Origin of the sequence: Haloparvum sedimenti (assembly GCF_001462205.1) — an archaeon.
In the GTDB taxonomy this organism is placed as follows: Archaea; Halobacteriota; Halobacteria; order Halobacteriales; family Haloferacaceae; genus Haloparvum; species Haloparvum sedimenti.
Genome location: NZ_LKIR01000121.1, coordinates 230959 through 244162, shown reverse-complemented (window position 1 = coordinate 244162; position 13204 = coordinate 230959). Strand labels below are relative to the sequence as shown.

General features: G+C 71.2%; 11 protein-coding genes and 1 pseudogene. 7 read left to right on the top strand and 5 right to left on the bottom strand.

From position 1 onward, the window contains the following. The first annotated feature begins 188 nt into the window (after positions 1-188). Positions 189-500, top strand: a complete 312-nt coding sequence (locus AN233_RS08505) for an MTH1187 family thiamine-binding protein (protein ID WP_058366357.1) — start codon at positions 189-191, stop codon at positions 498-500. Positions 501-505: 5 nt separating this feature from the next. Here AN233_RS08505 and AN233_RS08500 read toward each other — a convergent pair whose 3' ends face one another. Further along, positions 506-1477 (bottom strand): arsenic resistance protein, encoded by a 972-nt coding sequence (locus AN233_RS08500; RefSeq protein ID WP_094192413.1) that lies wholly within the window; start codon positions 1475-1477, stop codon positions 506-508. A gap of 107 nt (positions 1478-1584) precedes the next feature. On the opposite strand from AN233_RS08500, the gene mch reads away from it, so the two are divergent. The 3 genes from mch (at position 1585) to AN233_RS08485 (ending at position 4440) form a co-directional block, all read left to right on the top strand. Beyond that, positions 1585-2520: a methenyltetrahydromethanopterin cyclohydrolase gene (gene mch / locus AN233_RS08495; protein ID WP_058366356.1), complete on the top strand. Its 936-nt coding sequence runs from the start codon at positions 1585-1587 to the stop codon at positions 2518-2520. Between the two features lie 7 nt (positions 2521-2527). Continuing rightward, entirely contained in the window at positions 2528-3133 is a 606-nt protein-coding gene (locus AN233_RS08490; RefSeq protein ID WP_058366355.1) for a hypothetical protein, read from the top strand. A gap of 101 nt (positions 3134-3234) precedes the next feature. Then, the gene (locus AN233_RS08485; protein WP_058366354.1) at positions 3235-4440 is read left to right on the top strand and encodes a potassium channel family protein; all 1206 of its coding nucleotides are present in this window, start codon (positions 3235-3237) and stop codon (positions 4438-4440) included. A gap of 15 nt (positions 4441-4455) precedes the next feature. Here AN233_RS08485 and AN233_RS08480 read toward each other — a convergent pair whose 3' ends face one another. Then, positions 4456-5982 (bottom strand): sensor histidine kinase, encoded by a 1527-nt coding sequence (locus AN233_RS08480; RefSeq protein WP_058366353.1) that lies wholly within the window; start codon positions 5980-5982, stop codon positions 4456-4458. Between the two features lie 128 nt (positions 5983-6110). Next, on the bottom strand, positions 6111-7493 hold the full coding sequence (locus AN233_RS08475; protein WP_058366352.1) for an ATP-binding protein: 1383 nt from the start codon (positions 7491-7493) through the stop codon (positions 6111-6113). A gap of 183 nt (positions 7494-7676) precedes the next feature. Here AN233_RS08475 and AN233_RS08470 point away from each other — a divergent pair, with 183 nt between their 5' ends. From AN233_RS08470 to AN233_RS08460, 3 genes are all read left to right on the top strand, one after another. Next, positions 7677-8822, top strand: a complete 1146-nt coding sequence (locus tag AN233_RS08470; RefSeq protein ID WP_058366351.1) for a thiolase family protein — start codon at positions 7677-7679, stop codon at positions 8820-8822. 85 nt (positions 8823-8907) lie between these two features. Further along, a complete protein-coding gene (locus AN233_RS08465; protein ID WP_058366350.1) occupies positions 8908-10026 on the top strand; it encodes a D-2-hydroxyacid dehydrogenase in 1119 nt (372 codons plus the stop codon). Between the two features lie 86 nt (positions 10027-10112). Beyond that, the gene (locus tag AN233_RS08460; RefSeq protein WP_058366349.1) at positions 10113-10940 is read left to right on the top strand and encodes an MBL fold metallo-hydrolase; all 828 of its coding nucleotides are present in this window, start codon (positions 10113-10115) and stop codon (positions 10938-10940) included. Between the two features lie 488 nt (positions 10941-11428). On the opposite strand, the gene AN233_RS08455 is transcribed toward AN233_RS08460, so the two are convergent. Together AN233_RS08455 and AN233_RS08450 are read right to left on the bottom strand one after the other, a co-directional pair. Further along, positions 11429-12760, bottom strand: a complete 1332-nt coding sequence (locus AN233_RS08455; RefSeq protein ID WP_058366348.1) for a dihydroorotase — start codon at positions 12758-12760, stop codon at positions 11429-11431. A 75-nt stretch (positions 12761-12835) separates the two neighbouring features. Further along, a pseudogene (locus AN233_RS08450) lies at positions 12836-13204 on the bottom strand (AarF/ABC1/UbiB kinase family protein); the annotation flags it as partial.

Below are 13204 nucleotides of genomic sequence, written 5' to 3'. Positions count from 1 at the left end.
CGCCCGCGTCGAGAGCCTCCGCGGCGGGCTGGAAGCCTACGAGCGCGAGTACGGGCTCGAAACCCCCGACACGGACCCGACCGTGGAGCCGGACGAAGGGCCGGAAGCGCCCTTCTGAGCCCGACTTTTTGACTCGCGCGCGACGGGCCGTGGCGCCATTTATGTCGCCCTCGGCCGAATTATCCCCCATGACCGTCGTTGCGCTCCTGAGCGTCGCACCGGTGATCGAGGACAGCATGTCCGGCGAGGTGGCCAAGGCGGTGGCCGCGCTCGACGACTACGACGTGGCCTACGAGACGAACCCGATGGGGACCGTCATCGAGGCCGACGACATCGACACCCTGCTCGCCGCGGTCGGCGCGGCTCACAAGGCCGTCGACGGCGACCGCGTCTCCACGTTCCTGAAGATCGACGACAAGCGGACGGTCGACGCCTCAGCAGACGAGAAGGTCGCCGCGGTCGAGGAGCACCTCGGCCGCGAGGCGCGGCGCGACCGGTAGGGTGATCAGGCCGACGCCGGGGTGGAGCCGTCCCCGCGCGTCGCACGTAGCACTCTGGTCAGCACGCTCAACAGCGGCAGCTCGACGAGCGGGCCGACGACCAGCGCGAGCGCGATGAGCGGCCGGTTCGGGAAGGCGGCGACGGCGACCGCCAGCGCGGTGGGGGAGTTGCGCGCGAGCGTCGTGCAGGCGAAACAGACCCGGTCCTCGTAGTCGAACCCCGACACGTGGCTCACCAGCGTCCCGGCGAGGAAGTTGATCGCGAAAAAGGCCAGCAGGGGAGCGCCGATCAGGACGGGGACCAGCGGCCGCTCCAGAAGGAGCGCGCCCTGCGAGGCGAACATCGCCCCGACCGCGACCGCGAGCAGGACCACCTGTGCGGGGCCGGTTCGGTCGGCGGCGCGCGCGATCCACTCCCGGCCGCGGAGTCGAGCGGCCGCGTACCGCGCGACCGCCGCGCCGACGAGTGGCCCGACGAGGACGAACAGCACCGCCTCCACCAGCGCCGCGACCGGGAGGTCGACCGCGGCGCCGGCGAAGACGTAGAGGTAGACGGGCAACAGCGCCACCTGCAGGAAGAGGTTGTAGGGGAGAAGCGAGGTCGCGAGCGGGACGTTTCCGTCCGCCAGATCGGTGAACGCGAGGTACCAGTCGGTACACGGCGTCACCAGCAGCATCAGCAGGCCGACCCGGAGGTCCGGGTGGTCGCGGAGGAACAGCGTCGCGAGCCCGGCGGCGAGCAGAGGCGTCCACAGGAAGTTGAACCCCAGACTCGTCGCCACGAACCGGCGGTTCGCCAGCGCGCCGCGGACCTCCCTGAGGGGGACGCCGAGGAAGGTCAGAAAGAGGACGCCGAGCAGCGCGGGGAGGACCGCGCGGTCCGCCACGGCCGCGAGGCCGGCGCGCTGCCCGAGCGCGATCCCGACCCCCATCGCGAGGATCAGGAGGCCGGTCTGGAAGCGCTCGACGGGGTGCACGGTCGGGATCGGTGCGGGACGCACAAGGTCGGTTCGGTCGGTTCGAGTCCCGACCGACCGCACCGACGACTGACAAACCCCTTACGCGAGGAGGACCCAGACGGGGTATGGAGAGCATCAACCGGACCGCGATCGAGCTGGTCGACGAGGCCCTCGACTTCGCGGGCGAGCTCAACGTGACGCCGTACGACCTCGACTCCGAGGCGACGGCCATCGACTTCGGCGTGGAGGCCGACGGCGGCATCGAGGCCGGCGTCCTGCTGACCGAGATACAGACCGCCGGGCTGGCGAACGTGACGACCGCGGTGGACGAGGTCGCGGGCGCGCCCCGCCCCTACGTCGAGGTGACCACCGACCACCCCGCGATCGCGCTCCTCTGCTCGCAGAAGGCCGGCTGGGAGCTGGAGTTCCCGGACTACTCCGGGCTCGGCTCCGGCCCCGCCCGCGCACTCGTGGGGCGGGAGACGGAGTTCGAGCGCGTCGGCTACTACGACGAGTCGGAGTTCGCCACGCTCGCGGTCGAGTCGACGCGGCTCCCGACCGACGAGGTCGCCGAGCACGTCGCCGACCTGGCGGGCGTCGAGCCCTCCGGCGTCTTCCTGCCGACGTACGCCACCGGCTCCACCGTCGGCTCCGTGACCGCCGCCGCCCGCGCCCCCGAACTCGCGGTGTGGCGCCTGCTCGAACTCGGCTACGAGCCGACGGACGTGCTCACCGCCTCCGGCCGCGCGCCCGTGGCGCCGGTCACCTACGACGAGGACGAGGCGATGGGCCGCACCAACGACGCGGTCGCGTACGGCGGCGAGGTGTACCTGCAGGTCGCCCGCGACGACGACCGCTTCGGCGAGGTCGTCTCCACGGCCGGCGAGGAGTACGGCCGCCCGTTCGCGGAGATCTTCGCGGACGCCGACTACGACTTCCACGAGATCCCCGAGACCGTCTTTGCGCCCGCGAAGGTCACCGTCGATGTGGTGAACGGCCCGACGTACGTCCGCGGCGAGACCGACGAGGAACTGCTCGCCGAGTCGTTCGGCCAGGCCTGATCCGGCGATGGTCGACGCCCGGTTCAAGCTGCTGCCCGCGCCGCCCGCGGACCTCGACGCCGTCCGGGATGCCCAGCGCGCTGTCCCGCTCGTCCCCGGCGACGAGGACGACTGCTGTGCCCGCCTGCAGCAGCGGTGCGGCTACGAGACCCGCGACGTGGCGCGGACGTGGCTCACGTTCCTTCGCGCGCTCGAACTCGCCGTCGAAACGGACGCCGGCTTCAAGCGCCTGCCCGCCGAGCCCGACCCGGACCACCTCCGGGACGCGTTTCTGCGCCGGGTAAGCCTGGCGCCGGAGGCGCTGCGGGCGCTCGTCGACGCCGCCGACGCCGGCGAAGCGCCGCTCGATGCCGGCGCCGTCTTCGAGCGCGTGCGGGACGCGGTCCCCACCTACGAGGAGTACAAGAACCCCGCCGAGTGGACGGACATCTGGCGCGACCGGACGGCGGACCTGCTGGGGTGGCTCGCGCTGCTGGATCTCGTCGAGCGCGTGGACGGTGTGGACGACGGTGCGGGTGACGGGGCGGCCGATCCGGGTGACGAATCCGACCGTGACCTGGCATACCGACCGACGGAGCGCGGTCGGGCGGCGCTCGCGGCGGTCGGCTCGTAGGGGGCTCGCCGACCCGCGACCGTCCGCCCGCGGTCGCCGCCGGGAACCGCCCGATAGCGGCCGTGGCAAGGCTTTTGCCACGCCGCGGGGAGGTATCGGTCATGGGACGATTCGAGGGGCGCGGGCCCCCGGAGACGGTCGAATACGAGCCCACGAGTGTCAAGGACCTCCTCGTGGAGATGAAAGACACCGCGGAGCTGCTCATCGACCTCTCCTACTCGGCGGTTCTCCACCAGAGCCCGAACGTCGCACACGAGGTACTGAAGCTGGAGAACAAGATGGACGTGCTCCAGTTGCGCGCCCGGATGAGCCTGATGATGGCGGCGCGCAGCCCGGACGACGCGGAGGCGCTCGCGCCGGTCCTCGGGGTCGTCGCCGGCGCCGACAAGGTCTCCGACGCCGCGGGCGACATCGCGAAGATCGTCATCGAGGAGATCGGGCTCCCGGAGGCGATGCGCGGCGCGCTCTCGGAGGCCGTCGAGATGCTCGTCCGCGCGACCGTCACCGAGGACTCTCCGTACGCCGGCCGGACCCTGCAGGACATCGACCTGGAGTCGGAGACGGGCGTCCGCGTGATCGCCATCCGGCGCGCCGACGACTGGATCCTCAATCCCGGCCCGAAGACGCGGCTGCACGCCGACGACGTGACGATCCTTCGCGGACCGGAGGAGGCGATAGACGGCGTCTACAAGCACACAACCGGCGATCCGCACGAGCCGGCCGAGCCCGCCGAGCCGGACGTGGAGAACCTCGAGCGCGCGGTCGACTCCGTGGTGCTGATGAAGAACCTCTCGGAGCTCGCGGTCGATCTGGCGTACGGCTCCGTCCTGTTCGACAACGAGGAGCTGGCCGATGAGGTGACGAACCTGGAGGTGGAGGTGGACGCGCTCCAGTCGCGGTTCGAAGCGTGGACCCTCCGCGCGGCCAAGGAGGCCGACGACCCGGTCTCGCTGCGGGGGCTGATCCACCTCGGCGTCGCCACCGAGACCATCTCCGACGCCGCCCTGGAGATCACGGAGGGCGTGCTGCGGGACCTCGACGTTCACCCGGTCGTCGAGCTCGCGGTCAAGGAGTCCGACGAGATCCTCACGCGCGTCACCGTCCGCGAAGGAAGCAAGCTGGCGGGCACAGAGGTCGTCGCCGGCGTCCCGGCGACGGACGTCTCCCAGAGCGTGCTCGCGATCCGGCGCCCGGACGAGGGGTGGCTCGTCGGCCCCGACCTGGACACGACGCTGCGCGCCGGCGACGTGGTCATCTCGAAGGGAACCCGGACCTCCGCGGCCGAGTTCTCCGACCTGTCGGCCTGAGCGCTCCGCGCCGAGCTACCCCGGGGACGGGAACGTGACGGCCACGTCGTTCCCCCCGACATCTGTTCGCCCGAACTCGACCCGACCCTCGGAGTTCTCGACGAGCCACCGGACCAGCCAGAGGCCGAGCCCCGAGCTATGGTTGAGCTGGTCGATCTCCCGTTCGCCCGTCAGTATCTCCCGCTCGTAGGTCGGAATCGCCGTGCAGTCGTCCCGTACGTGGATCTCGGCTCGGTCCCCGTTTCTGTGGAGCGTGACGCCGATCTCCGGGACCCGCCCCTCGGAGTGCTGGACCGCGTTTTCGATCAGCTCTCGGACCACTTGGTCGACGCCCTCGTCCGCGACCGCGGTCACGTCTCGATCGATGTCGGCGTCGATGCGGAGCGACTCGTACTCGTCGGCGACCGCTCGAAGCTCGCTCTCGACGACCGCGGAGAGATCCCGCGGCGCCGGCTCCGGTTCGGTCGAGACCGCGTCGACGATCGCCTGCTGTTTCTCCACCCTGTTGCACAGCCGCTCCGTGATCCGGGAGACGCGGTCGAGAATCTCGTCGTCACGCTGGCGGTCTTCGCCGTCCTCGTTGCGGTCTTCGCCGTCCTCGTTGCGGTCCTCGCCGTCCTCGTTGCGGTCTCCGTCCTCGCGGTTCCGGACCACGTCGATCCACCCCGCGACGGCGTTCAGGTCGTTCCGCATCGCGTGTCGGACGTGGTGGTTGACGATCTCGAGCTGCCGCTCGCGCTTCTTCTCCTCCGTGATCTCCTGTGACGCGCCGAGCACGCCGACGACGTCCCCGGCCTCCTCCCACGGGACCTTCGAGGTGCGGAACCACCGGTCGCTCGTGGGGTAGTACTCCTCCTTTTCGAGGATCGGCTCGCCGGTTCGGATGACGGCAAGGTCGTCCTCGTACGGCTCCCGAGCCTCCTCGACCGGCACGACGCCGTCGATGTCCCGTTTGCCCAGATAGTCGTCGCTCAGCCGGTGGATGCGGCGACTGACGGCGGCCTCGCTTATCATGACGTTGCGGGCCGACGCGTCCTTGACGAACAGGTGCTGCGGGATCTTCGTGAAGAACTGGTCCAGAATGCTCGCCTTCCGGTCGTTCAGCGCTCGCCTGTCCGACGGCCAGTCCCCGGCCAGGTGCGGGGACCGACGCTCCGAGACCACCTTCTCGATGCTCTCACGGACCGCCGCCGTCGTGTCGTCCTCGCCGGCCGCGGGAACCAGATCCGCGAACGGCTCCTGGACCGCCTCGACCGGGACGCGGCCGTCTTCGGCCTCCACCACGACGATGTGCGGCGTTCGGTCGGCGTCGACCTCCGCCCGCTCGCGCAGGTCGACGGCCGTTCCGCCCGGCACCCGAAACCCGGAGACGGCGCAGTCCACCGCGGCGTCGTACCGAGAGACGGCGTCCGCGAGTGAGGACGCGAGCCGGACGTTCGCGTCCGGGAGCGACCGCTCGAGCGCTCGAGCGTCGAGGACCCCTTCCCGGTCCGGTGGTAGCAAAAGGACCTCGAGCGGGCCGCCTCCCGGTGGGACCGACATGGAACACGCTATGTCGCTGAGATGTAAATAGGCTACTACGTTTTCGAAGGCTGACAGGTGTCGGAACGGCGGCGAACGGCGAGCGTCGGGAGCGTCCCCCTTCGCGGGGGGCCCACACGCTTCGGTCGTCAGTGGTCGTGGTCGTGCTCGCTGCCGTGTCCCTCGTCGTCGTGGGAGTGTCCGCCGTCGGAGGCGGCGCCGGTCAGCTCGGCGCCCTCGCCCTCGATCATGTCCATGTTCTTGAGGTTGTCCCGTTCCTCGAAGTCGCGGACGGCCGCCATCACGTCCTCCTGGGTGATCGTCATGCGGTCCTCCGTGAGCGCGCCGAGGACGGCCTCGCGCAGCACCATCCGGAGGTCGGAGCCGGTGAGCCCCTCGGTCACGTCCGCGACCTCCTCCGGTGCGAAGTCCGCGATGTCCATCTCGCGGGTGACCACGCGGAGGATGTCCGCGCGCATGCCCTGATCCGGCTTGGGGAAGTTGACGATCTCGTCGAAGCGGCGCCACGCGGCCGCGTCGAGCTGGTCGGGGTGATTGGTCGCGCCGATCAGGAGCACCTCGTCGCGGACGAGGGAGATGTCGTCGATCGACTTCAGCAGGGTGTTGACCGCGCGCTTCAACGCGGCGTGTTCGTCGGAGCGGCGCGTCTTCGCGACGGAGTCGAACTCGTCGATGAAGAGGATACACGGCGAGAGCCGCTTGGCCACCTCGAAGGTCTTCTCGACGTTCTTGGCGGTCTCGCCGAGGTACTGGCTGGTGATCATCGAGAGCTTCACCTCGACGAACGGGAGCCCGAGCTCGTGGGCGAGCGCGCGCGAGACGGTGGTCTTGCCGGTCCCCGGCGGACCGACGAACAGCAGCTTGCCGATCTCGCGGAGGCCGATGCTCGCGAGGTACTCGCGGTGCTCGATCGCCTTGACGATCTTCTGGATCTCGCCCTCCTGATCGCCCGTGAGCACGAGGTCGTCGAGGGTGGTCTCGATCTCCTCGGGGGCGCGGACGTTGACGAGGTCGAGCATCTCCGCGTCCTCGTCCTCGTCGAAGTACTCGTCGAGCAGCGCGTCGATCCAGACGCGGTCGGCCTGAATGGGTCGGATGTTGCCGCGGGCGTCCTCGCGGGAGACGGGCGGCGTCAGGTCCGGGTGGTCGGCGAGCGCGGCCGCCAGCGTCGGGTTGCTGGCGATCCGCTCCTCGCCGGCGCGGTCGGCGTACCACTCCAGCGCCATCTCGGGTTGGGTCAGCGAGATCTCGCCGGAGAACTCCGTGCGCTGGGTAAACAGCTGGTCGGAGACGGCCTCCCACGGCCGCTCGACGCCGGTCGCGGTGCGGGTGCTCTCGCTGGTCGCCGTCAGCGGCCGCTCGACGCCGCCGGGTCGCTCGTCGTCCGCGCCGTCGCTCCAGAACACCTGGCGGAAGCGCGGGGGCAGATCGTTCTCGTCGAGGTCGCGGTTCTCCGTGTAGAAGTGCGTCGTCAAGACGAACTCGACCACGTCGAGGGCCGGGTCACTCATCCGGAAAGAGTAGGTCCGGTGGCCGCTTAAGGGCGTCGAACCGGGGTGCACCCCGACAGGCTGCCGCACGCGCGACCGACGCGTGCAGGCGCCGTCCCTTCGGCGGTGAATAAACGACAAACCCTGAGAGGATTTCCGAGGGTTCCACGCGGGTTTAAGACCGTGACGAACGTCGTCGGATCCATGAGCGACGAGACCACACCGGTCATCGCGGCAGCGCGGCGAACCCCGCAGGGGAAGGAGGGCGGCGTCTACGCGGACGTGCGCGGCGAGGACCTCTCGGTCGCGGTCATCGACACGATCCTCGAAGAGGCCGGCCTGAACGGCGACCACGTCGACGACCTCATGTGGGGCGTCGCCCAGCAACGCACCGAGCAGGACAACAACGTCGCGCGGGTCATCGCCCTCCTGTCCGACCGACTGGGCGAGAACGTGCCCGCCGCCTCGATCAACCGCTGGTGCGCCTCCTCGATGCAGGCGATCATCTCCGCGGCGGACGCGGTCGCCGCGGGGAACCGCGACTGCATCGTCGCGGGCGGCGTCGAGAACATGTCCCGCGTGCCGATGGACGGCGACTCCTACCAGCACCTCCATCCGGACCTGCAGGACCGGTACAACGTCTTCCAACTCCAGATGGGGATGACCGCCGAGAAGGTCGCCGAGGAGTACGACGTGAGCCGCGAGGCGCAGGACGAGTACGCCGCTCGGAGCCACCAGCGCGCGGCCGCGGCCACCGAGGAGGGGCGGTTCGACGACGAGATCGTCCCGGTCGAGACCGAGGCGGGGACCGTCACCGAGGACGAGGGGATCCGCCCGGACACGGACGCGGAGACGCTCGCGTCGCTCCCGGCGGCGTTCACCGGCGACGGCACGGTCACCGCGGGCAACTCCTCGCAGATCTCCGACGGCGCGGCGGGGACGCTCGTGACGAGCAAGGCGTTCGCCGAGGACCACGGCCTCGACGTGCTCGCCGAGATCGGCACCAACAACGTCGCCGGCGTCGACCCCACCGTGATGGGGATCGGCCCGGTGCCGGCCACCCGCGGCCTGCTGGACCGCGCGGGCACCTCGATCGATGACTACGACCTCGTCGAACTGAACGAGGCGTTCGCCTCCCAGTGCGAGTACGCCCGCCGCGAACTCGGGGTCGACGAGGAGATCTACAACGTCAACGGCGGCGCCATCGCCATCGGGCACCCGCTGGGCGCCTCCGGCGCGCGCCTCCCGGTCACGCTCCTCCACGAGATGGAGAAGCGCGACGCGGAGCGCGGTCTCGCCACGCTGTGTGTCGGCTTCGGGCAGGGCGCGGCGATCGAGTTCCTGCGGTAGATCACGCGAGCACGGTTCAGCGTGGACGGCGGGCCGCGGTCGCCGCCACGGTTCCTTTTATGTCGGTCGTCGTCCCAGCGTGGGTATGGTCGACACGCTCGGCGTACACGGTTCGGTCGACGCGGTGTTCCCGCCCGCGGCGCTGTGTGAGTACCTCGCGGACGCGGCGGCCGCCGACGGTCTCGACGTGACGGTCGGGGTCGTCTCCGACTCGAAGGAGGGCGCGTACGGCGGCGGCTCCATCGACGCGACGGGCGAGAACGGCGACGAGACGGGGGACGGTTCCGACGACGCTCCGCCGTCGGTCCCGCTCGCCGACTGCGACGCGCTGGTGACGTTCGCGTACGACGCGGCGTTCCTCGAGGCGGACCTGGAATGGGTCCACTCGGTGCAGTCGGGGGTCGACCGGTTCCCCTTCGACCGCTTCGAGCGAGAAGGGGTCGCGCTCACGAACTCCAACGGTATCCACGGCGACTCGATAGGGGACACGGTGGCGGGCTACATGCTCGCGTTCGCGCGCCGGCTCCACGTCTACCGCGACCGGCAGGGCGACCGCGAGTGGTCGTGGCCCGCCCACGACGAGCCCTTCTCGCTCCGCGGTGAGCGGATCTGCGTCGTCGGGCTCGGGGGGCTCGGCCGCGGTATCGCCGCCCGCGCGGACGCGCTCGGAATGGACGTGGTCGGCGTCAAGCGCACGCCGACGCCCGTGGAGGGGGTGAACGAGGTGTACCCGAGCGACCGGCTCCACGACGCGGTCAGGGACGCGCGGTTCGTCGCGCTCGCGGTGCCGCTGACGCCCGCGACCGAGGGGCTGATCGGCGCCGACGAGTTCGCGGCGATGCGGTCGGACGCGTACCTGATCAACGTCGCTCGCGGCGGCGTGGTCGATCAGGAGGCGCTGGTCGCGGCGCTGGAACGAGGGGACGGCGCCGGGAAGGGGAACGCCGACGACGCCGGGGATGGTGACGCGGCCGACGCCGGGGCGGGTGACGCGGCCGGCTCCGGTATTCGCGGCGCCGCGCTCGACGTGTTCGCGGAGGAGCCGCTCCCCGAGTCGTCCCCGCTGTGGGACCGCGAGGAGGTGATCGTCACGCCCCACGCCGCGGCCGCGCACCGCGAGTACGGGGAGCGCGTGGGCGCCATCGTCGCCGAGAGCCTCCGACGGCAGGCGCGCGGCGAGGGGTACGCGAACCGGGTGGTGTAGTCGGGCCGTTCGTGACCGCGGCGGCCTCGGTCCGCGGTCGCCGCGACCCCCGACACTAAGAGCCAGCGCGTCCTCGGACCCAGCGTATGCGGGTCACGCTCCTCGGCACGGGCGACACGACCGGGACGCCCACGGTCGGGTGCGACTGCGACACCTGTGTCGCCGCCCGCGAGCGCGGCGTCTCCCGCTCCCGGTTCTCCGTTCACGTCGAGAACGAACGCGCGGGGAAGTCGCTGCTGGTCGACTTCAGTCCGGACTTCCGGGGGCAGTTCCTTGACAACGACGTGCCGCTGCCGGACGCGGGCGTCGTCACCCACATCCACTTCGACCACCTCGACGGGCTGGGGAACGTCTACCGCGTCTTCGACGGGCTCCCGGTCCACGCCCCTGACGAGACCGACCCCGCGACCGACGAGAGCGTCGCGGAGACGATCCGTCGGAAGTACGACTACCTGGAGGACCGCATCGGCGTCCACGCGCGGCCCCCCCTCGAACCGTTCGAAGCGTGCGGGCTCGAGCTCACGTTCGTCCCGGTCGACCACCCGCCGCTGCGCTGTTACGGGCTCGCGATCGAGGACCCCGAGACGGGCGCGAAGCTCTCGCTGTCGGGCGACACGAGCTACGACGTTCCCGACGCGTCCCGCGAGGCGCTCGCGGACCCCGACCTCCTGCTGGCGGACGCCATCGTCCCGGCGTCGCTGTGCGACCACCACCCCCTCGGAGGGCGCCACGAGGGCCCCGACGGCGTCCCCCGGACGTTCGGCACGAAGCACATGACGCGGGAGGGGGCGCTCGCGCTCGGCGAGGACCTGAACGCCGACGAGACGCGGCTCGTCCACCTCGCGCACTTCTACCCGGCCGACGAGGCGTTCGCGGAGCCGCTGGCCGTCGACGGCGAGACGCACGACCTCTGAGGCGTCGGTCGAGAAATCTGCCCGCTTGGTGAGAAAAGCTTGCCTGCTCGTTGCGGTGCTGTGCGGTCGGCGCGCGCCGCGGCGACCCACTTCGGGGTCGCCGCGACCGCGCGAGGGAGGCGGCGGCGCGGCCGCCTGCGGTGCGGTTTCGCGGCCGCGCCGTCGCCGAGGCTGGGGAGGTGCGAGGCTGCGGTGCTGTGCGGGGCGGAGCGGTTGCGGTGGGTGGGACTGAAAGGGGCAGCCGGCTCGACCCGGCCCCGGCGCCTCAAGCACCGCAGCGAGCGGTGCGGAGAGCGAGGAGCGCAGAGCGTGTCGCGGCCGGTCGAGCCGGCTGGGGCTTTCTGGGTGTTGCTGGCCCACACAGCAGGATCTACAGCAGATCCAGATCAGTAGGAGGGAGAGCCGGCTGGAGCTTTCGAGCAGTTCCAGTCCTGATCAGGAGGATCGGCAACAAGCGAGCCAAACACGGTTCCACACCCGTACCCCGCTTATCGCTCGCGAACGTTCCGCCCCTCTGCCGCGCCGAACGACTCGGAGCCGGTCACCGGGTCGCGTTCGTAGACGACGTCACCGCGGCGGACGGTGAGCTCCGGGAAAACGCCGCGCCAGCCCTCGAAGGGCGTCCACCTCGCCTTCGAGTGGAGCGCGCCCGCCTCGATCTCGCGGCTGGTCGCTAGGTCCACGAGGACGAAGTCGGCGTCGCGGCCCGCCTCGATCCGGCCCTTGCGGTCGAGTCCGAAGATCGCGGCCGGGTTCGCGGCGGTCACGTCGCGGACGCGCTCCAGCGGCAGGTCGCCCTGACGAACGGACGCCAGCAGGAGCGGGAGCATCGTCTCGACGCCGGGGACGCCGCTCGGGGCCGCCGCGAGCCCCTGCTCCTTCTCCGCGACCGTGTGGGGCGCGTGGTCGGTCGCGACCACGTCGACGGTGCCGTCACGCAGGCGCTCGAAGACGGCCTGTCGGCGCTCCGTCGAGCGTAGCGGGGGGTTCATGCGGCCGTAGGTACCGAGCCGACCGGCGTCCGCCCGCGAGAGGAAGAGGTGGTGCGGCGTCACCTCGCAGGTGACGGGGGCACCGTCGGCGGCCGCCTCGGCGACGGCGTCGATCCCCTCCGGCGTGGAGGTGTGGGCGACGTGGATCCGGCCGCCCGCCTCGATACCGGTCTCGATCGCGCGCTCGACAGCGACCGCCTCCGCGGTGGCCGTGCGGTAGGCCGACCAGCGGTCGGCGTCCGCCGCGCGACCGATCCCGCCGAGGTCCCCTTCCATCGCCTCGTCGTCGAACAGCGTCGCGTCCTCCGCGTGAACCGTCACGGGCACATCGTGCTCGGCGGCGGCCGCGACCGCCTCCGCAAACAGGTCGGCGTCGATCCCCATCTCGCCGGTCGAGTCCGCGAGGAACACCTCGCCGAGCGCGAGCAGGGGCGCGTCGAACAGCGCGTCGGGGTCCCACTCCGCGGTAACGCCGCCGTTGAGACCGTAATCGACGAGCGCGTTCCCGTCGGCGAGCGCCGCCTTCTCCGCGAAGGCGTCGCCGTCGACGGTCGGCGGCGAGGTGTTCGGCTGGTCGACCACCGTGGTGACGCCGCCCGCGGCCGCCGCCCGCGAGCCGGTGGTCCACGTCTCCTTGTGCGAGCCGCCGGGCTCGCGGAAGTGGACGTGCACGTCGACCGCACCCGGAAGCATCGTCCGCCCGCGCGCGTCGACGACGCGCTCGCCCGCCTCGGGTTCGATCCCCGACTCGACCGCGAGGAACTCGCCGTCGCGGACCCGTACGTCGCGCACGCGCCCGTCCGCCAACTCGGCGCCGGTGATGAGCATACGCGTGGGTCGGTGGGAGCCCTCATAACCGGCGGGGTTCGCGGTCGGGGAGAGGGGCTGACGGAAGCAGCTCCCTCAGTCCTCGCGGCGCTGCCGCATGCTCTGTCTGGTGAACTGCGGCTTCGCGCGGATCCCGCGCCGCTTGCGGAACGAGCGATAGAGCGCGACCGCGAGCGGGGCCGACAGCGCGAGCACCACCAGCGCGAGCCGCCAGGCGTCCGCGAACGAGTAGAGGATGGTCGCCGAGAGCACCCCCACGGCCAGCAGGACGGAGTAGGCGATCCGCATCGCCAGCTTGTCGAGCACCTTCGTCTCGTCCTCCAGCGTCACGTTCACCGAGAGGTCGCCGCGGTTGACCGTGTCGAGGGTGCTGTCGAGCTTCGGGGGGACCGTGAACAGCGCGCGCGTCGTCTCCTGGAGTTGGTCGCCGGCGTCCTCGGCGAG

Bases quoted from the DNA above. Each gene is read 5' to 3' on its own strand.
- AN233_RS08465 (WP_058366350.1), top strand. From the start codon at position 8,908: ATGGTCGACACGCTCGGCGTACACGGTTCGGTCGACGCGGTGTTCCCG.
- AN233_RS08475 (WP_058366352.1), bottom strand. From the start codon at position 7,493: ATGAGTGACCCGGCCCTCGACGTGGTCGAGTTCGTCTTGACGACGCAC.
- AN233_RS08470 (WP_058366351.1), top strand. From the start codon at position 7,677: ATGAGCGACGAGACCACACCGGTCATCGCGGCAGCGCGGCGAACCCCG.
- AN233_RS08460 (WP_058366349.1), top strand. From the start codon at position 10,113: ATGCGGGTCACGCTCCTCGGCACGGGCGACACGACCGGGACGCCCACG.
- AN233_RS08490 (WP_058366355.1), top strand. From the start codon at position 2,528: ATGGTCGACGCCCGGTTCAAGCTGCTGCCCGCGCCGCCCGCGGACCTC.
- AN233_RS08455 (WP_058366348.1), bottom strand. From the start codon at position 12,760: ATGCTCATCACCGGCGCCGAGTTGGCGGACGGGCGCGTGCGCGACGTA.
- mch (WP_058366356.1), top strand. From the start codon at position 1,585: ATGGAGAGCATCAACCGGACCGCGATCGAGCTGGTCGACGAGGCCCTC.
- AN233_RS08505 (WP_058366357.1), top strand. From the start codon at position 189: ATGACCGTCGTTGCGCTCCTGAGCGTCGCACCGGTGATCGAGGACAGC.
- AN233_RS08480 (WP_058366353.1), bottom strand. From the start codon at position 5,982: ATGTCGGTCCCACCGGGAGGCGGCCCGCTCGAGGTCCTTTTGCTACCA.
- AN233_RS08485 (WP_058366354.1), top strand. From the start codon at position 3,235: ATGGGACGATTCGAGGGGCGCGGGCCCCCGGAGACGGTCGAATACGAG.